At 45.1% G+C, this 20,384-nt stretch carries 12 protein-coding genes; 6 read left to right on the forward strand and 6 right to left on the reverse strand.

Translation table 11 applies throughout. The annotated features are described in order from the left end of the window. Positions 1-2,776, forward strand: a 2,776-nt coding sequence (locus LJ658_RS07300) for an MBG domain-containing protein (protein WP_230545821.1), incomplete at its 5' end; no start/stop codon positions are given. A 21-nt stretch (positions 2,777-2,797) separates the two neighbouring features. Then, complete coding sequence (locus LJ658_RS07305) at positions 2,798-3,703, forward strand: PorP/SprF family type IX secretion system membrane protein (protein WP_230545822.1); 906 nt, start codon at positions 2,798-2,800, stop codon at positions 3,701-3,703. Positions 3,704-3,772: 69 nt separating this feature from the next. Here the strand turns inward: LJ658_RS07305 and LJ658_RS07310 are convergent, their stop codons facing one another. The 5 genes from LJ658_RS07310 to LJ658_RS07330 all read right to left on the reverse strand — a co-directional run bounded on the left by LJ658_RS07310 (position 3,773) and on the right by LJ658_RS07330 (position 12,917). Then, on the reverse strand, positions 3,773-4,882 hold the full coding sequence (locus LJ658_RS07310) for a glycoside hydrolase family 76 protein (protein ID WP_230545823.1): 1,110 nt from the start codon (positions 4,880-4,882) through the stop codon (positions 3,773-3,775). A gap of 182 nt (positions 4,883-5,064) precedes the next feature. Beyond that, complete coding sequence (locus LJ658_RS20525; RefSeq protein ID WP_230545824.1) at positions 5,065-7,107, reverse strand: tetratricopeptide repeat protein; 2,043 nt, start codon at positions 7,105-7,107, stop codon at positions 5,065-5,067. A gap of 145 nt (positions 7,108-7,252) precedes the next feature. After that, entirely contained in the window at positions 7,253-9,445 is a 2,193-nt protein-coding gene (locus LJ658_RS07320) for an alpha-galactosidase (RefSeq protein WP_230545825.1), read from the reverse strand. Positions 9,446-9,505: 60 nt separating this feature from the next. Continuing rightward, positions 9,506-11,854 (reverse strand): glycoside hydrolase N-terminal domain-containing protein, encoded by a 2,349-nt coding sequence (locus tag LJ658_RS07325; RefSeq protein ID WP_230545826.1) that lies wholly within the window; start codon positions 11,852-11,854, stop codon positions 9,506-9,508. A gap of 166 nt (positions 11,855-12,020) precedes the next feature. After that, positions 12,021-12,917 (reverse strand): AraC family transcriptional regulator, encoded by an 897-nt coding sequence (locus tag LJ658_RS07330; RefSeq protein ID WP_230545827.1) that lies wholly within the window; start codon positions 12,915-12,917, stop codon positions 12,021-12,023. 196 nt (positions 12,918-13,113) lie between these two features. Between LJ658_RS07330 and LJ658_RS07335 the strand changes: the two genes are divergently transcribed. From LJ658_RS07335 to LJ658_RS07350, 4 genes are all read left to right on the forward strand, one after another. Then, a complete protein-coding gene (locus LJ658_RS07335) occupies positions 13,114-14,139 on the forward strand; it encodes an aldose epimerase family protein (protein WP_230545828.1) in 1,026 nt (341 codons plus the stop codon). A gap of 17 nt (positions 14,140-14,156) precedes the next feature. Beyond that, on the forward strand, positions 14,157-15,503 hold the full coding sequence (locus LJ658_RS07340) for a sugar porter family MFS transporter (RefSeq protein WP_230545829.1): 1,347 nt from the start codon (positions 14,157-14,159) through the stop codon (positions 15,501-15,503). An 11-nt stretch (positions 15,504-15,514) separates the two neighbouring features. Continuing rightward, positions 15,515-18,844, forward strand: a complete 3,330-nt coding sequence (locus LJ658_RS07345) for a DUF5107 domain-containing protein (protein WP_230545830.1) — start codon at positions 15,515-15,517, stop codon at positions 18,842-18,844. Positions 18,845-18,928: 84 nt separating this feature from the next. Further along, a complete protein-coding gene (locus tag LJ658_RS07350; protein WP_230545831.1) occupies positions 18,929-19,546 on the forward strand; it encodes an HAD family phosphatase in 618 nt (205 codons plus the stop codon). A 9-nt stretch (positions 19,547-19,555) separates the two neighbouring features. On the opposite strand, the gene LJ658_RS07355 is transcribed toward LJ658_RS07350, so the two are convergent. Beyond that, complete coding sequence (locus tag LJ658_RS07355) at positions 19,556-20,272, reverse strand: GntR family transcriptional regulator (protein ID WP_230545832.1); 717 nt, start codon at positions 20,270-20,272, stop codon at positions 19,556-19,558. Positions 20,273-20,384 lie beyond the last annotated feature (112 nt).

The raw sequence follows: 20,384 nt of genomic DNA on the forward strand, positions 1-20,384 counted from the left end.
TATAACAGCTGATAATCAAAGCAAGGCTTACGGTGACGCAGTTCCCACATTAACGGCCAGTTATGCCGGTTTTGTAAATGGCGAAACATCCGCCAGTTTAACAACGGCCCCAACGCTTGCCACGGCAGCAACTGCGGCCTCGCCGGTAAACACCTATGCAATTACCGGTAGTGGCGCTGTTGATTCAAATTATACAATCAGCTACGCGCCCGGGATATTAACAGTTAATAAAGCGTCGTTAACCATTACGGCAGATAATAAAACCAAGACCTATGGGCAAAGTTTAACAGGCGGTTCCGGTTCAACCGTATTCACGCCAACTGGTTTACGAAACGCGGAAACTGTAGGTACAGTGACCATAAACTACGGAACCGCCGCAGCTGCCAATGCAGCCGTAAATACCTATACCGGGCAGGTAATACCAAGCTCTGCTACCGGCGGAACATTTACAGCGTCAAATTATAATATCACCTACACAACCGGCGATATTATAGTGGGAACAGCCCCTTTAACCATCACTGCCAACAACGTAAACAAAATTTATGGTGACGTATTAGTTAATGAAACAGGTTCAACCGCATTTACTTCAACCGGTTTGCAAAACGGCGAAACCATAGGCGCGGTAAATCTGTCCTACGGTACCGGCGAAGCATCCACGGCAGCTGTGGCGACCTACAGTGGCCAGGTAAAACCGGGCCTTGCCGGTGGCGGAACATTTGTGGGGGGCAACTATGCAATTACGTATGCCAATGGCGATATAATTGTGGGTGTCAAAACAATCGCGGTAACGGCAACAGCGCAAAGCAAAATTTATGGCGATGCAGACCCTGCCCTGGCTTATACCTTTACACCGGCACTGGTAGCCGGCGACAGCTTTACAGGCGCATTATCACGGGCGGCTGGTGAGAATACGGGGAGCTATGCTATCGGAAAAAACACGCTTGCTTTAAGCAGTAACTACGCATTAAACTATACCGGGGCTAACCTAACCATTGGTACCAAAACAATCGCAGTAACGGCAACAGCACAAAGCAAAATTTATGGCGATGCAGACCCTGCCCTAACTTATACCTTTACACCGGCACTGGTAGCCGGCGACAGCTTTTCGGGCGCATTATCACGGGCGGCTGGTGAGAATGCGGGAAGCTATGCTATCGGAAAAAACACGCTTGCTTTAAGTAATAATTATCTTTTAACCTATAATACGGACAACCTGGTTATCGGCAAAAAAGTGCTGACAGTAACCGCTGCGGACAAGACCAAAGTATATGGAACAAATAATCCTGTATTAACCGTAATATACACAGGATTTGCGGGTGCCGATAATAGCAGCAGTTTGAATACACAGCCGCTTGCAACAACCACGGCAACTGCAGGAACGGGCGCTGGTACTTATGCGATAATCGCGGCAGGCGGGGTAAGTAATAACTATGTGTTTAACTACGTAACAGGTAACTTAACTATAACCCGGGCACTGCTTACAATAAAAGCTGATGATAAGAGCAAGACTTATGGTGCGGCAATCCCGGCGCTTACGGCAACGTATAGCGGATTTGTAAATAATGATGGGGTATCAGGTCTTACTACCTTACCGGCCATTGCCACCACCGCAAGCACTAATTCAACATCGGGTAACTATCCTATCACTGCAAGCGGGGCCGTAAGTGATAACTATACAATCGCCTATGTTAATGGTACACTAAGCATAAACCAGGTAACACTGATGGTGACTGTAGGTAATAAGACAAAGGGATACGGTCAGCCAAATCCATTGTTAACGGTTACCTATAGCGGTTTTGTCAATGGCGATACTCCGGCCAATATCACAACCTTGCCTTCTATCACAACTGCCGCCACGCCGGGCAGCGGAGCGGGCACTTACGCGATAACCGCAGGTGGTATGGTAATTCCAGGCTACACATTTAATTATGTACCGGGAACTTTAACAGTGACTAAAGCGCCGTTAACGATTTCGGCGGATAATAAAGCGAAGCTTTACGGCACTGCAAACCCGGTGCTTACGGCTAACTACAACGGCTTCGTAAACGGCGATAACAGTGCAAACCTGACTGCACAGCCGATCATCGCAACAACAGTAACTAATTCGACGGCGCCGGGCAGTTACCCGATTACGGTAAGTGGTGCGGCAGGCTATAACTATACCGTGAGTTACCAGCCGGGCGCCCTGACAGTGATCGCGCTGACGAATGGGGCGGCAGTTAATATGACAATCAGCCAGGGCACTTTGTCGCCTGCGTTTACTGTAGGGATAAACAACTACAACATACCGGTAGGTTATGACGTGGATTACCTGAAACTGACTTTGACCTATGATCCAACCGCCAGTGCGACAATAAATGGAACAGCGGTACCCAACGGTAGCCCAAGCTACCCGATAGCTGTACCGGCAGGAACAAGTACCGTTACCGTAATAATAACGGCGCAGGACGGTACGACAAAAACCATTTATACATTAAGCATCTATAAAGCCACGCCACCAACAGCTATTATCCCAACCAATATCCTGTCGCCAAATGGTGACGGAAAGAATGACAACTGGATAATAAAAGACATCGCACTTTACCCGAATAATGTAGTAACGATCTATGATCGTGCGGGCCGCGCGATTTATAAAAAGCAAGGCTATAATAACGACTGGAGCGGCACCGTAAACGGCGCTCCGCTGGCACAAGGAACCTATTATTATGTGGTAGAGCTTAGCCCTGGCATTACGCCTATAAAAGGCTTCATAACCATACTGCGCAATAACAATTAACAGGAACAGATTAACAGAATAATGAGAAGATCAACCATAAAAAGGCTAACTACGGTATTGCTGCTGATGGCAGCAACATTAAGCAGTAATGCCCAGTTAAACCCGTTCCAGGCAAGCTATTTCCAGAACCGCTACCTCTATAACCCGGCTACTGCCGGGATGAGTGACGGGCTGAATATCAGTACCGGCTACCGCCAGCAGTGGAACAATATCCCGGGTGGCCCTAAGAATATGATACTGGCGGCTGACCTTAAGCCTTCGGACCGTGTGGGCCTGGGCTTAAATATCGCGGACGACCAGTCCGGATTAATCAGGCAGACGCGGATCATGGGCACTTATGCCTATCATTTACCGCTGGGCGAAAACAACCAGCAGTTACACTTCGGCTTGTCGTTTGGGGTGGATGATTCCAGGGTAAACTACGCGGCTATACATGGCGATGTAACGGACGAGCAGGTTGCGCAATACAACCAGCTAAAGGCGTACATAGACGGAGATTTCGGGATAGCCTATACCAATAACCATTTATATATTGGCAGCGCGATACCGAATCTAAAATCAGCCTTTTTCAAAACTTCGGACAGCAGGTTTGATGCCGACCGGCTGCTGTTTGTTGGGATGGCAAGTTATAAAATACCCTTGCAGAGTGATGACCGCAGCTTTGTGCTGGAGCCGCTGGCCGGCTACCGGATAGTAAAGGGCTATGACAATATTATAGATGCCGGCGTTAATTTTACGTTAAACAACTACGGTTTGTATATGGAATCGGTATATCACAGCAGTAAGAGCCTTGGTATTGCTTTCGGTTTAGATCAGGATGCCTATGCGATTAACCTGGCTTATAACCTGGAGACCGGCCCGCTGGCCCAATATACCCAGGGCGCCTTTGAATTAGGCCTTAAATTAAGGTTGTTTAAAAAACCATAAAGCGCGGTTCAGACCTAAGAAACCCACATAAACCAGTGATCCTGCAAGGCTACCTTGCAGGATCACTGGTTAGTTCAAATGATAATGTTTCTCCAGCCAGGCGTAGCGGGCCAATATCTCGAGCATCCCGCCATGATCAACCAGGTTTTTAACACCGTCGCGGCCGGTAAACAGGCCCTTTTCATTTTTATCGGCTTTTAAAGTATTATCCAAACATTTTTTAAAACCAAGGATGTATTTAGTATCCTTATTGTATTTCAGCAAATGCTGGTAGGCCCTCAGCAATACGGCATTAAACCAATAGTCATCCCTGAATTTGTTGCCCCCATAAAAGTAGGTTAATGAGGCGTCGGCAATTTCATTGGCGTCGGCCAGGTATTTTTTGTTGCCGGTAATTTCATACAGGTAAACGTTCGACTCCAGCATCGTGCCGGTATTGTAAGACAAGATTGGCTTACTAATGCTGCCATCCTTTACGCGGATATTGTCATAATACAGTTTTGACGGCGCCTGTAGTTTGGCGTTGGTCCAGTTAAATATTTTTAAAGCGGTATCTAAATAAGCTCTATTTTTTGTGGCCTGGTATAACTGCAGGGCCACCAACACCCCCGGACCGTTTGAGCAGGTGTTTTTTGACTCGGTGGATCCTTCTTTCCAATAAATGCCGCCGCCCAAAACCTGGTCATAGCCGGTCATGATGAAAGCGTACATCGCTTTACCAAGGGCAAGGTCTGCTTTTTGATGTTTGCGGGCGTACGCGTCTAAAGCGGTAATGCCAATCCATTCATTATCGTCATAATAACGCTCGCCGGGTTTTAATTTCATAATGTAGTCGGTATAACCCGGTTTCGGCGGGGCGGGGCTGTAATAAGCGTTCATTATTTTAAGCAAGGGGGCCATGCGGTTTACCTTTGGCTCCAGTTTTTCTATTTCGTTGGCGGCCTGGTACATAGCGCAAAACGACCATAAATAAGAATATTCGCGCAGATAGCCGTTTTTGTTTTCGCGCTGCGCGGGGTCAAGCACTACAAAGTAGTAGCCCGATGTTTTGTCATAAAAGTTTTTTTGGATAGCAGCATCCAACGACCGCATTTCTTTTCTGTAGAAACCATTTTGCGCCGAAACTAAATTTGAAAAAGCCGCCAGAAACAGCGCAACTATTAAAAGTTTTTTATTCATAATCATAACTGGTAAATTGGTTCATGAATGTTGGATTTATAATGCTGTTATAATCCAATGCAAATAAAGCCGATATTATTTATAAAAGCGCGTTTAAAACAAAAGAGTTACTTTCCTGCCAGCTGATTTAATCGTTATCATCATGCCAGGCTCTTATTTGCCGCGACAAGCGGCGGTAAGTTTTAGCGGGCTGCCTGCTTAATATGGTTATAAGCTTCCTGTAAATTATTTTTTAATAATTGGTTGTCGGGGCTTATGGCCAGTCCCTTTTTTGCAGCGGCGATAGCGCTGTCCCACTGTTGCAGCTTATTATACGCGGCGCAAATATTGTTGTAGGCTTCGGGGAAGTCAGGTTTTAAGCCGATGGCCTTTTCACAGGCATCAATACATTGCATAAACCGGCCCGCATTGTAATAAAGCAGGCTGAGCGCCAGATATTTTTCGGCTGTTGGCGCTTGTTTAATCTGATCGGCCTCTGCATCAATTTTGCTTTTTTTGCTGATAGCCGCCTGCAGGTAATTTTTGATCTCGGGATGATTAGGTTCTAATTGCAGGCTGCTTTTTGCCCAGTTGTTAAGTTCGGTCCAGTTTTCGGTGTTCTCATAGGCGTCCATTAACAGCAAACGGGCATAAATATTTGCCGGCGACAGTTTTAAGGCGGTTTGCAGGTTGGTTATAGCCTCATTATACCTGCCGCGGCTGTTTAAAAAGCGGGCATAATAAATGTAAGCATCGGGGTAGTTGCTGCCAAACCACTGGCCTTTTTTAAAATAAGTTTCGGCAAGTTCGTCGTGGCCGGTGGCGGCTTTTAAAATGCCCAGGTTAACATACAGGCTAAAGTAGGTTGGCAACAGTTTTAAAGCACGCTGGTAATAAATACCCGCAGTCATATAGTCGCCGGCCGCCATTTTGCTCAGGCCGTAGTTCATTAGCCCGCGGCCATTTTCGGGGCTTTTTACTGTGACGTCGTACCATAAGCTTTCCTCGTTATCCCAAACCCGGTTACGCTGAAAGGTGCCGTAGGCATAACCCGCTAAAATCAGTCCTAAAATAACAGCGGATACACTTTTATAGTCAGGGACGTGTCCTGCAAAAAACGGCGACCATCGTTTAGCTAAAAGCGCTACCGTCCAGCTCACGCTGATCAGTAAGCCAACAAACGGAAAAAACATCCGGTGGTCGTTCAGCACCTCGGCCAGCGGGATAATGCTTGATGTTGGAAGCAGCGCCAAAAAGAACCAGCTAATGCCAAAGCTTATGGGGCGCAGTTGTTTTTTTTGAGCTGTGATAAAGGCGATAATCAACATTGCCAAAATAAAAGCCATACCGGCTATAAAACGCCAGTCGGCCATGTCGGGCACTAACTGCCAGTCAGAGTCGGCACTTAATGCATTCGGCACAAAAAACATCTGGAAATAATGGGCGATAACAAAGGGCTGCGTGATCAGATATTGAATGGGCGATGTGCCGCCGGCCTGCCATGTTTTTGGGGTTAAATGGTTAATCAGCCAATACATAAAAGCGCAAAGGACAAAAGCGGGAACAGACTTTTTTATGGCGTTAAATACCCGCTTAAACGGATTGCTTAAACCTGCCTGCTCCTCAAACAACAGCACATAAACAAAAAATATCGGCGCAAACATGATGGATGGCGGCTTAGCCAATGCCCCGATAATCACCGGGATCAAATACAAAAAATACCTGCGGCACCGTGCCGAGCGCTGGTATAAAACAAATGCCAGCACCACGGCCAGTGTTGATTGAAGATCGGCACGGGCAATAACATAATTAACGGTTTCGGCAATGGCGGGATGCAGTAAATACAGGGTTACGGCAATAAGCGCTACCCAGGTATTGCGCTTGTCATCAGGCACAGAAATATTAAAAATGCCGGTAAAGAACCAAACCATTAATAATCCCTGGAGTAAAAACAACAGGAAGGTTGACAGGTGAAAAAAGAACAGGTAATAATCGCCACCAAGCCAGTAATCAAAAGCTAACGAGGTAGTTACTATTGGCCGGTAGGATTGATTTTGCGGTAGGGTACTGCTGGTACTGCCATCTTTAAAAAACAGCGGGATATTACGGATGTTGCGGATATAAGCATTGTTTTCTATGGTATGCGCATCATCAAAATGAAACCCGTTATCAAAATGATTGATGTAGGTGATGGTGCACAGGGCCATCATCAGCAAAATACAAAACCAAAACTGCCGCTTTTTCACCCGGTTAAGTTATTAAACATTTGCCGTTTTATAAATGGTGGCGCTATATGTCAGTGATCTTATTTCTTGTTGTTGAAATGATAAGCGGAGGGATGTATTTTTCGCGCGAATAACACATCCCTGCCGCACCACTGTTCGGGGTTTGCTACTGCGCGTCAGCCTCCAAAATCACACTGGTACGGCCCGAGTTAACTTTGGGGTTAATACCAATCTTCATCAGGAAGTCCCCGGTATAGGTTTTGCTTTCGTCAATACCTGATCTGGAGCCCGGGTACAGGTTAATCTCCTTTACTTTATATTGCTTGCCGGGGTCCAGCCCTTTCAGGCGGATAGGCTGTATGCTGCCTTCGTCATAACGATAGTTAACCAGGTAATTAAACATGATAGCCGTTGTCCTGGCTTCGTTTACATACGCTATTGATGCTACGCTGCCTTCGCGTGGATTTAGCAGGCGATACTGGTCGCCCTGCCAAACAACGGGTTTAATTTCATCAAAGGTTTTAACCGCGTTTTGCACAAACCGCAAATCATTTTCGCCCAGTTTGCTTATTACAATATCAAAGCCCAGTTTGCCCATCATGGCAACATCAGTACGGTACTTAATAGGCAGCTTGCTCCAGTCTGTAACATGGTTTGAGCTGGCAATAGCCGGATAGAAATATGAATATTCCCATTGAATAAAAACACGTTCCAGCGGGTCGGTATTATCGCTTGGCCAAAACTCGGTAAAGTATTGCAGAGCCGCATAGTCAACACGGCCGCCCCCGCCCGAGCATAGCATCATAGGCACCTTTGGATATTTGGCACGGATGCGCTCCAGCACCTTATACAAACCGCGCACATAATCCACATAAAACTGCGATTGGTTTTTTAGATGAGCCGAGTAGGCGTTATAAATAACCGCGTTGCAATCCCACTTGATATAAGCCAGGTCGGGGTTTTTGGTGAACAGGTTATCAACTATCCCGTAAACAAAATCCTGCACTGCAGGGTTGCTTAGGTCAAGCTCCAGCTGGTTGCGGAAGTAATATTCGTCACGCTTAGGCTGTTTAATTACCCAGTCGGGATGTTTTTCATACAGTTCGCTTTTAGGGCTCACCATCTCCGGCTCAATCCATATCCCGAATTTAACACCGTTGTCCTGCGCGCCTTTAACTAAAGATGCTATGCCGTTGGGTAGTTTGGTTTTAGTTTCCTGCCAGTCGCCCAGTGCGGTATGATCGCCGTTGCGCGGGTATTTATTGCCGAACCATCCGTCGTCCAGCAAAAACAGGTCGACCCCCAATTTTTTAGTGTCTTTTAACAGCGAGGCCAGTTTTGCTTCATCAAAATCAAAAAAGGTGCTTTCCCAGTTATTTAATAAAGTTAAGCGGCTGCCTTTGCCGTCAAGTAACTTATAATTGCGTGCCCAGTGCTGTATGTTACGGCTGGCTTCGCCTTTGCCATTTTTTGACAAAGTGTACCAAAACGCAGGGGTAACAAAATCCTCATTAGGTTTTAGCTGATAGGGCGACGCGTAATTGTTAATGCCCGATATAATGCGCAGGTTATTCTCAGGGTCAAGCTCCAGATCTGTACGGAAATTACCGCTCCATTCTAACCCGCCATACATTACGGTACCGTCATCCTCGGTAGCAGGTTTATCTAACGACACCATAAAAACCGAGGGCTCAAATAAATTGGCACGGGTACCAAGTTTGGTGTCCAAAGTTTTTATGCCGTGGGTTATCCGCGTTTCTTCGGGGCGCATTTCTTTGGCCCAATCGCCGTGATATTGGGTTAACCAAAACGCCGGGGCTTTTAAGTATAGGTTTGCCGATGCAAATTTTTGCAGGGTAACAATGCCTTTTTCATTATTGCGGATATTGCTCCATTGTTCAACCACGTTATCTTTCAGGTAGGCTTTATAAAATAAAGTAACCTCAAAATTATAGGCCGGGTCTTTTAATAAAATACTGGTTAGGGTAATATCATCGCTGATGTGATCTGTCTTATGGCTTACATACTGCAAGTCGAGCGAGTAATTGCCATCGGCATGGATAACAGAAATAGCGGGCTCCAGCAAATTGCGCGAGCCTCCGGGTGTATAAGCCGAAGCCATTTGCCCGCTTGGGTCGTGGTTGCTGCCATAGGCCGCGGCCACATTACTGTATTCTTTACTGTCGTTTAATTTAGGGCCAAAATATATGGTGTTTAAATAATGTTTACCATCGGCCTGTAATACCAGCGCGTTTTTACTGGTTTCAACAGGGATGGTTACGGTTTGCGCCGCTGCTTTATGCTGTGTTAAAGCGCCTAACATTAAGGGCAGAATAAGATAGGTTACTTTCAGGTTCATTGATCTCAGTTTATAAATTGGTTGGTACTAAATAAGGGCCAGCATAATTAAGCAATTGGTTTAAATTAAAATTAAATTTTTACTGCTATTAATTAACTTAATTTGGCCGTTTACTTTCACTTTTACGGGTTTAGCCTGCGGCGATGTTATACGATAGGCGGTTACTTTTCCATTTTTCCATTGCAGATCAACCGTAAAATTGCCGCGCGCCTTTAAACCTTTCACGCTGCCTTGTGCTTTCCAGCCGGCGGGGATGGCAGGCAGCAAATTGATATACCCTTCGTGGCTTTGCAGCAGCATTTCGGCAATGCCGGCACAGGCGCCAAAGTTGCCGTCTATTTGAAACGGCGGACCGGCAGATAACAGGTTAGGATAGATGCCCCCGCCACCGCTATAGTTAATGCCGGTACTGGTTACCGGTTTCATCAGCTCATGAAAAAGTTTAAAAGCGCGGTCGCCGTCATGCAGCCTGGCCCAAAACAACAGTTTATAAGCGATAGACCAGCTCGGCCCGTCATCGCCCCGCACATTCAGGGTTTTCTTTGCAGCTTCGGCCAGTTCGGGCGTGCCGTCGGCGGTAATTTCTGAGGCTGGATAAATGCCATACAGGTGTGAAACGTGGCGGTGGGTAACCTCCGTTTCTTTATAATCTTCAAGCCACTCCTGGATGCGGCCATCTTTGCTGATAATGCCTGCCGGCGGGATCTCCGTAAGACGTTTTTGTAATTGCGCACGAAAGCCCGGGTCAATGCCCAGTGTTTTTGAAGCAATTATCACATTGGCAAAAAGCTCGCGCATAATCTGGTTATCAATAGTAGCGCCAATGCAGATGCTGGCATGGCGGCCGCTGCCGTCGGGCATTTCAAAACTGTTTTCGGGCGATGAGGACGGCACGGTAACCATATACCCGCTCTTAGGATCTTTAGTTAAAATACTGTTATAAAACTGCGCTGACCCCTTCAGGATGGGGTAAATACTTTTTAAGTAAACCTGGTCGTTGGTAAAAGCGTAATGATCCCACAAGTTGCTGCATAACCAGCCCGAGCCGGCTTTGGTTACACCCCACGAGGCGCTTTCGCCAGGCTCCGTCCAGCCCCAAACATTGGTGATTACATGTGCTACCCAGCCTTCGGCGTTGTAATAAGCTTTGGCGGTGCGCTCGCCGTTTTTTACCAGCCCGCGCACCAGCTCAACCAGCGGCAGGTTTAATTCAGACAGGTTGGAAACTTCAACCGGGAAATGGTTCATCTGTACGTTAACGTCCAGGTGGTAGTCGCCATTCCATGGCGTTTGGGTTTGATTGGCCCATAAGCCCTGCAGGTTGGGTGGCAGCAACCCAACACGGGTGCTGCAAATGCTTAAATAACGGCCATACTGATAAAACAGGACGGGCAGCAATTTATCGGCGTCGGGGTTATTATGAAAGTTGATTAACCGCTGGTCGGTGGTTTCATCGTCTTTACTACTCCCTAAATTTATACTAACCCGGTCAAACAGTTTTTTGAACTGGGCTATATGTTCCTGTTTTAACAGGGCATACGGCTTTTGCATTGCGGCGGCTAAATTTTGTGTCATTAATGCTTTAAAACCAACATTCCTGAAATCAGTAGCCGCCGACACATAAATGATAACTTCAGTAGCATTTTTTACTACAAGGTTGTTGCCGGTAGTGGTTAAAGTACCGCCGGTTAGCTTAACTTTCAAGTTTGCTATGTATTGCATGCCGTCGCCATCGGTCCCGTTATCAAGCCGACCCTCCATCTGCAATGCATTGCCATTTGTGGTTGTGGTAAACCGCTCTGGGCGGGTCAGGCCAATGCGGAGATTTAACCGGCCCTGTTTATCGGCAGTCAGCCGGATCACATCCACATCGTTGCTGAAGCTGGTAAAGTATTCGCGTTTATAGGTTACACCGCCAATTTGGTAGCTGCTGGCGGCAATGGCATTGTCCAGCGATAGCTGCCGTTGATAGCTGGTGGCTTTTGAAGCGTCGGCGCCACCATACTCAAATTGAAGGTCCAAATCGCCCAGGATTTGAAAACAGCCCCAGCGCTTACCTCCTGATCCGGGACCCTTGCAAACGAAGTCTTTATTAATTAAAGATTCCGCTTCTACATTTTTGCCGGCCAGCAGCAGTTCCGTGATCTCCGGTAGTTTCTTATAGGCCTCGTAATTATTGGCATCCTGCGGTGAGCCCGACCAAAGGGTAATATCATTCAGTGTTATCTGATCGTTGGTAATACCGCTGGTTGGCATCATGCCTAAACGGCCATTGCCCAACGGCAGGGTTTGTTCCCAGTTTGTTGCAGGCTTATCATAGTGTAACTTTAAAGGCTGTTGTTGAGCAAACCCGAAATCGGATATTATCGCCAAAAAGAAAACGGCAGGCGCTAGTTGTTTTAAGTTCATTGGTTTGGCTTAAATTTCTCGGTGACAGAAATTGGTTAATCTACAGGCTACAATTTTATTGTAAAATGCAGGCGTTAAAAATAGACAAAAAGGTTTTAAAGATGGACAATTATACTTTTTGATTATTTAGCGATTTGACGTTTTAGTAGTCGTTAAGGTGGTACACCTATTTTTTATGAGTTTTACGATACTTTAGCGGCGACATACCAATCAGCTTGCTAAATAATCTCGAAAAATAATATTGATCGTCAAAACCCAAGGTTGCGGCTATCTCTTTAATGCTGCGATCTGTAAAATATAAATGCTGACAGGATGCCTGGATTTTTAGCAGGTTGAAATAATTAATAGGCGACGAGCCGGTTTTTTGGTGAAACAACCTGGAGTAATGCGATACCGACTTACTACACTGCGACGCCAGGTCTTCAATCAAGAATTTTTTCCGGAGGTTCTTTTTCATATACGCAATGGAAGCACTTACCGAGTCGGTATCATAAGCTACGGGATTTAGTTGTTTGTAATAAACCAATGAAGTTACAAAGTGCTGCAGGTACAGGTTGGTTATCTCCATTTCTTTTTCGTGAAAGCTATGCTCAAGCATGGCGTACAACTGCTCAAACAGGTTTATGCGGCTTTCATCGTAAGGCACGGAATGTACAAGAGGCGCATTCTGTTCTGTTGACCGGTGGTAGATTGCATCCGAATTTAATCCGCTAAAATGCACCCAATATATGCTCCACGGATTGCTATTTGAACTTTTATACCGATGCCCTACATTTTTGGGGATAATAATGAAAGTGTTAGGTTTAAGCGTATACGTCCGGTCGTTTAAGTAGATATAGCCTTCGCCGTCAACGCAGTACAGCAATATATACTGACCGCTACCGGTTTTGCGCTCTCGGTCATGATAAATAGCTTTGGGGTAATAACCAACAGCTGTTAAATAAAAGTTCTTTATCAGCGGGTTATTGGTGATGATTCTTTTGATATTGGGTGGCAGAACAATCATCCGCTGACCAACAAAGCCTTCTTTTATTTTTTTATTGGATTCGGTAATATTGTTCATTATAAATGGGCTACTACGACGGGCTAACGTTCATCAAATGTACATTATCCATCATTAAGTCAGAAAATAGCAATATTACTTTTTTATTGCCTATGGTAATATTGTCCATTTAATAATAAATTTTATCCATTTTAGTAAGGGTTTTAGGCACTACTTTTATTCCACCAATTAAAACCATTTGTCCTGATATAACTATATGAGTACAACTATTACCCGTAAGGCATGGGGAACAGCGCATGGCGAAGATGTTTTTCTGTTTACGCTGCGAAACAGCGCGGGCGCTTTTGTTGAAATAACCAATTACGGAGCAACGTTGGTAAGCGTTAACGTACCGGATAGAAATTCAACGCCTGGCAATGTTATTATTGGCTTTCCTGATTTGGATGGTTATCTGCATGATACCTGCTATATCGGTTCAACCATAGGCCGCTATGCCAACCGGATCAGTAACGCCGGGTTTGATTTGAATGGACGTACCTATGAGTTAGAGGCTAATGACGGCGTAAATACAAATCACGGCGGGGCAAGTGACTTCAACAGCAAGATTTTTGGGTTCGAAATAAATGACGAAGAACTGGTGATGGTGTTGCACAGCAATGACGGCGACGGTGGTTTCCCCGGCAATTTGAGCCTGCGGGTAACTTATACCTGGAGCGATCTTAACGCCCTCAACATCCACTATAAAGCCGTAAGCGATAAGGATACTTTCGCCAATTTTACCAATCACGCTTATTTTAATTTATCAAACGGCGGGCTTGATATCCTGGACCATCAACTTGAAATTAACGCAGGTAAAATTGTTGACGCCGGTGATGATTATATCCCCACAGGAAAAATTATACCAGCCGCTGTTTTGTTTGATAACACGCGGTTGGGTGATAAAATAGCCATTAAAGCTGGCCGGCCCAAAGGTATAAATGCTTACTATATCTTGAATAACAACGCGCCATTCGCGGCCAAATTGACCCACCCGACGTCGGGCCGGACCTTGACGGTGACCACATCCTACCCCGGTATGTTTTGCTATACCGGCGACTATTTAAACAGCCAATATTTGAATACCAATAGCCGCACTTGCCAGCCTTTTGAGGGCCTGTGCCTTGAATGCCAGTATTATCCGGATAGCATGAACAGGCCCGAATTTCCACTGGCATTGCTGCCTAAGCATCATGTTTATGATGAGTTTATCAATTTAAAATTCGGGCTTATGTCCGTAAAATAGTTAACCAATTTTATAAAATGACAAACCAAATCAAACCGTTTAACAACGTTTATATTACCGGGATCTCTTTTATATCAGCGCTGGGCGGGTATCTGTTCGGGTTTGATTTCGCGGTGATATCCGGTGCATTGCCATTCCTGCGCAAAGAGTTTTTGCTGGATCCCGTTTGGGAAGGATTTTTGACCGGGTCGTTAGCGCTGGGTTGTATTGCCGGCTGCCTGCTGGCCGGCAACATTGCCGAAAAGTATGGCCGCAGACCCGGTTTGATGGTGGCGGCCTTTATTTTCGCGGTATCCTCATTAGGCATAGCATTATCCAAAGGTTTGGTATTTTTCGTGATTATGCGGTTTGCTGCGGGTATCGGTGTGGGCATGGCTTCTATGCTTTGCCCCATGTACATTGCTGAGATCTCTCCGGCATCTGTCCGCGGACGGAACGTAGCTATCAACCAGTTAACCGTTGTATTAGGTATCCTGATCACCAACCTCTGCAATTATTTTCTGGCCGATAAGGGCGTTGATGCCTGGCGATGGATGTTTGGACTGGGTGTGATACCATCCGCTATATTTTTAATCGGCGTGATCTGGCTGCCTGAAAGCCCGCGCTGGTTAGTAAAAGCCGGCAAGCCCGATAAGGCTAAACAGGTATTGAGTAAAATAGGCGCTACTGAATTTGTTAACACCACATTAAAGGCGATAGAAAAATCATTAAGTGGGGCCACCAAACAATCATATAAAGCCGTATTTGCAAAAGCTGTTCGCCCGGCAGTTTTGGTAGGTATTACACTGGCAGTATTCCAGCAGTTTTGCGGGATAAATGTGGTGTTTAATTATACTTCAACCATATTTGCTTCGGTTGGGTCAAGCCTGAATCAGCAGCTTTTTGAAACGGTTTCCATTGGTATTGTAAACTTGGTGTTTACACTGCTGGCCATGTGGCAGGTTGATAAACTGGGCCGCCGACCGCTGATGCTGATTGGTTCGCTGGGCTTATCGGTACTTTATATCGCGTTAGCATTTTCCTTACAGAGCCACCTCGCTGCCGGTATCATATCCATATTGGTGTTGCTGGCTATCAGCATATATGCTACCTCTATTGCGCCCATCACGTGGGTGCTCATCTCAGAAATATTCCCCAATAAAATACGCAGCGAAGCTTCTACCGTAGCGGTGGTATCATTATGGGGAGCTTATTTTATTTTAGTATTTACGTTCCCCATACTGGCTAAAGTATTGGGGACCTACGGGCCGTTTTACCTGTACGCGGCCATTTGTTTCTGCGGATTTTTATTCGTCAAAACAAAGGTCAAAGAAACCAAGGGGCAAACTTTGGAGGAGCTGGAAGACAATTTAATAAGACATTAACAGCATTTACCATGAGTGAATTATATGTAAATATCTGGGAAGAAAAAGTAATCATCCCCACTTACGGTATTGGCAAACCCGATAAAAACCCGATGTTTTTTGAGAAACGGGTATACCAGGGCAGCAGCGGCAAAGTGTACCCCAACCCGGTTATAGAAAAGATATTTGATGAGAAAGAAGATAAAGAATACATAGGCCTGTTTTTAGAGAACAAGTATATCAAAATCATGATATTACCCGAGTTGGGCGGCCGCATCCAGATGGCTTACGATAAGATCAAAGAGCGCCACTTTATTTATTATAACCAGGTGGTTAAACCGGCTCTGGTAGGCTTGACCGGTCCGTGGATTTCGGGCGGTATCGAGTTTAACTGGCCGCAACATCACCGCCCAAGCACTTTTGAGCCGGTAGACTATAAAATTGAAGAAAACGACAACGGCAGCAAAACTATTTGGGTGAATGAAGTAGAGCGCATGTTCCACACCAAAGGCATGGCGGGCTTTACTTTATATCCTGATAAGGCTTATATCGAGATTAAAGCAAAACTCTATAACCGCTCAACCCTGCCACAAACTTTTTTATGGTGGGCCAACCCGGCGGTTAAAGTAAATGATGATTACCAGTCGGTTTTTCCGCCTGATGTTAACGCGGTTTTCGACCATGGCAAGCGTGATGTATCAACCTTCCCTATAGCTACAGGTACGTATTATAAGGTCGATTATTCGCCGGGTACCGATATTTCGAGATATAAAAATATCCCGGTGCCTACATCGTATATGGCTATTAATTCGGAGTATGATTTTGTGGGCGGATATGAACATGATACCCAGGCCGGTTTGCTGCATGTGGCCAATCATCATGTATCACCGGGCAAAAAACAGTGGACCTGGGGGCACAGTGATTTCGGACAGGCATGGGATCGTAACCTTACCGACGAAGACGGCCCGTACATAGAGCTGATGACCGGCATGTTTACCGATAATCAACCTGATTTTAGCTGGCTGATGCCTAATGAGGAAAAACACTTTACCCAATACTTTTTACCTTACCGCGAACTGGGCGTAGTAAAAAATGCCAGCAAGGATATTTTATTGGCACTCGATTATCAGGTCGGAATTATCGACCTTAAAGTTTATGTAACCGGAGCGCAAAAATCCCTGAAAATTAAACTGAGTTATGAAGGTAAGACATTGTTTGAAGAAGTAACAGCTATCGTTCCTGAACAAGTTTATACCAAAAGTATCAATGCCGCAAATATTGACGAAAACCGCCTGCTCTTAACAATAACATCCCCGGAAGGGAAAGAACTAATAAAATATGACCCGGTAAGTAACAAGTTAAATAACACCCCGCAAGCGGCCAAACCGGCATTGTTACCGCATGAAGTTGAAAATACCGAGCAGTTGTTTTTAACAGGGCAGCATCTGGAGCAATATCGACACGCCACCTATAGCCCGGTGCCCTACTATGAAGAAGCTTTGCGCCGCGACCCGAAAGATATCCGCAACAACAATGCCCTGGGGTTATGGTACCTGCGCCGCGGCCAGTTTGCTAAAAGCGAACCATGTTTTCGCAGGGCGATTGAAACCAGCATCCAGCGAAACCCTAACCCGTATGATAGTGAATGCTATTATAATTTAGGCCTTGCCCTCAAATACCAGCATAAAAATACCGGGGCTTATGATATGTTTTATAAAGCTACATGGAGCAACGCCTGGAAAGGCAGCGGCTACCTCATGGTTGCGCAGTTGGATTTGGTTAATGAGGATTATGATCTGGCGCTGGATCATATCCAATCGGCCGTTGACAGTAATGCCAATAACAGCAAGGCTTATGTTTTAAAATCGGCAGCTTATCGTAAAAACAATAACGCCAATGAAGCAGTAGCGATAGCTAAAGCGGCTTTAAAACGTGATCAGTTTAATCTGGGCGCTTTGTATGAATTGAACCTCTCGGCACAGCAATCCGGCGAAAGCCAACAGGCAAAAGCATACTTAGATGAATTACTAAAATTATCAAGGGGCTGGTATCAAAACTTTATTGAATACGCTTTGGATTATGCCGCTGCCGGGTTATATACCGAAGCTTATGATTTGCTGCAATATGCTGTAGCTGGAAATAATACTAACCCGATGGTATATTATTACCTGGGTTATTTTCAATTCAAGTCGGGCAGCAAACAAGTGGCATTTGAGTTGCTTAAAGAGGCGGCCGCTGCTGATCCATATCTTTGTTTTCCGGATAGACTGGAAGATATTGCGGTGCTTAAATTGGCAGCCCAATTAAATCCTGATGATGCAAAAGCACCTTATTATTTGGGCAATTTATGGTATGATAAGGGGCAATATGATGATGCCATTATGGCTTGGGAGGCATCTGCCAAGCTGGACGGGAGTTTCCCGACGGTATTAAGGAATTTAGCGATAGCCTATTTTAATAAACGTAATGAACATGATAAAGCGTTGGTGTATTTTGAAAAAGCTTTTGCTTTGGATAAAACCGATGCACGCGTATTGATGGAGTTGGATCAATTATATAAACGACTTAATAAAGCACCTGCCGGGCGGCTTAAGTTGTTAGAGGATAATTTAACAACAACTATGGAACGCGACGATATCTATTTAGAACGCGCGGCTATTTATAATTTTTTAGGTGATAACGAAAAAGCATTAAGTTTAATTAGCCAGCGCCAGTTTCACCCCTGGGAGGGCGGAGAAGGTAAAGCTTCAGGACAATATGTGTACAGCCTGGTTGAATTGGCACGCCGGCATTTAAATAACAACGAATTTGCAAAAGCTATTTCATTATTGGAAAAAGCGCAAACTTACCCGCGTAACCTGGGCGAGGGCAAGCTTTTTGGTGCGGCCGAAAACGATCTATTTTATTGGCTGGGATGCGCGTATGAAGGTTTAAATGAACTGGAAAAATCAAAGAAATATTTCGGGGAAGCTACTAAAGGATTGGATGAGCCGTCGGTAGCTATTTTTTATAACGACCAGCAACCCGACAAAATATTTTACCAGGGCCTGGCCTGGAAAAAATTGGGCGATGCTGATAAGGCAACCCGGATATTTAATAAATTGGTTGAATTTGGTGCAAAGCATTTAAATGATAAAGTCAAAATCGATTATTTCGCGGTATCGCTTCCCAATCTGTTAATTTTTGACGATGATCTGGACATCCGTAACAAGGCGCATTGCCTGTACATACAAGGTTTGGGCCATTTGGGTTTGGAGCAATGGGACAATGCAGTTAAATTGTTTACTGATGTATTAAAATTGGATGCTGAACATTTTGGTGCCGGTTTGCACCTAAAGTTAGCTGGGTCGCGGGCTTCATAAACTTTTATAGTTATAGAGCTTAATTTACCTTTCCTTACAGGGAGCTTACAAAACCCTGCGCCATTTTTTTTAATTTTGCGGCCTATGGAAACAGCTGATCTATCTAAATACGACAAACTGGTAAATAAAAGCAACGGCCGCTACAAAGCATTTTTGTATGATTGTGATGGTACCCTTGCCGACAATATGCACGCCCATGCCCTAACTTATATAAAAGTAGCAGCCGACCGTGGCGTAACTATTACAGGCGAGATCATTGATGAACTGGCCGGCTGGCCGGTGCCTGCTGTGGTAGCCGAGATCAATAAACGTTATAGCTCAAACATGGATCCCGAGGAATTTGCTGAAGTAAGACAGCAATTGTATCACGATGAATATATCAGCAAAATAACTCCCGTTGAGCACGTTGTCGACCATCTAAAGGCTCACGTAGGCAAGGTAAGGATAGCCGTTGTTTCCGGTGGATCACGCGAAGCGGTTGAGAAAACTTTAAATGTATTAGGCATTGCCGATTTGGTGGAAACCCTGGTTTGCGCTGGTGAAACACCACACGGCAAGCCTGCCCCTGATCCGTTTTTGGCAGCAGCAAAAAAACTGGGTGTTGACCCTAAAGATTGCCTGGTGTTTGAGGACGGCGACCCCGGTGTACAATCCGCCATAGCAGCCGGAATGGACTGGGTGCGGATTGACCGGTTAGATTAGTTCGGCCCGTTAGAAACTGTCCTGCAAAAAATTTTCTTCGGTATTACAGTATAGCGACGAATATATTCTAAGCCCTTTATTATTGGTTTGTAAGCGCCTTTTCATATGCACAATAGGGTGCGTTGTTTTAATATTCAGTAAGCCGCTGATATTTTTATCGGCATGTATGGCCCATATCTTTTGCTCGCCCTCTTTAACTTCTATTTTATAATGTTCTTTTAAAATTTTAAACAAAGACTTGTTCTCTAAATTCCTTGACGAAAAATGAGGCAGGTCAACATTAGAAATATGTGTTTCTTCGTATAAAACCGGGATATTGTCGATATGCCTTAACCGGGAGAAGAAAATACACCCCGCTTCAGCTTCGGCCTCATCCAATTCATAAAAAAAGTCATCGGGCCACGCTTGTTTAACAGGTTTCTGTAAGATGGTAGTGGTTAACTTATGATTGCCAATCCCCGCTGTTACACCGCTTAATGACAGGATGCCCAAGCCACTTTTGGGTTCGGAAACAATGCTGCCTTTGCCATGCCTGCGGGTAATATAACCCATATTGGCTAATGAAGAAAGTGCCTGCCTTATCGTAACCCTGGTGGTATCGTATGACCGGCAAAGCTCGTTTTCAGATGGCAGAAGGTCGCCTTTTTTGTACTCGCCTTTTTCAATTAAAGATTTAAGGTCTTCAATTACTTTTTTATATAAATGGATTACTTCCTTTTTGCTCATGGATTTAGGCGATAGCAACACAAATATAGCATATTTTGTTGGTTTGGAGTAACGCAGACAGTGGCTAAAAACTTTAAATATTTACTTGTATATACAAGATAACTTTTCTATG

The sequence above is a fragment of the Mucilaginibacter sp. UR6-11 genome (genome assembly GCF_020880695.1).
In the GTDB taxonomy this organism is placed as follows: Bacteria; Bacteroidota; Bacteroidia; order Sphingobacteriales; family Sphingobacteriaceae; genus Mucilaginibacter.

Coding starts and splice junctions, on each gene's coding strand:
- LJ658_RS07355 (WP_230545832.1), bottom strand. CDS start 20,272: ATGAGCAAAAAGGAAGTAATCCATTTATATAAAAAAGTAATTGAAGAC.
- LJ658_RS07310 (WP_230545823.1), bottom strand. CDS start 4,882: ATGAATAAAAAACTTTTAATAGTTGCGCTGTTTCTGGCGGCTTTTTCA.
- LJ658_RS07305 (WP_230545822.1), top strand. CDS start 2,798: ATGAGAAGATCAACCATAAAAAGGCTAACTACGGTATTGCTGCTGATG.
- LJ658_RS07350 (WP_230545831.1), top strand. CDS start 18,929: ATGGAAACAGCTGATCTATCTAAATACGACAAACTGGTAAATAAAAGC.
- LJ658_RS07330 (WP_230545827.1), bottom strand. CDS start 12,917: ATGAACAATATTACCGAATCCAATAAAAAAATAAAAGAAGGCTTTGTT.
- LJ658_RS07340 (WP_230545829.1), top strand. CDS start 14,157: ATGACAAACCAAATCAAACCGTTTAACAACGTTTATATTACCGGGATC.
- LJ658_RS07345 (WP_230545830.1), top strand. CDS start 15,515: ATGAGTGAATTATATGTAAATATCTGGGAAGAAAAAGTAATCATCCCC.
- LJ658_RS07335 (WP_230545828.1), top strand. CDS start 13,114: ATGAGTACAACTATTACCCGTAAGGCATGGGGAACAGCGCATGGCGAA.
- LJ658_RS07325 (WP_230545826.1), bottom strand. CDS start 11,854: ATGAACTTAAAACAACTAGCGCCTGCCGTTTTCTTTTTGGCGATAATA.
- LJ658_RS07320 (WP_230545825.1), bottom strand. CDS start 9,445: ATGAACCTGAAAGTAACCTATCTTATTCTGCCCTTAATGTTAGGCGCT.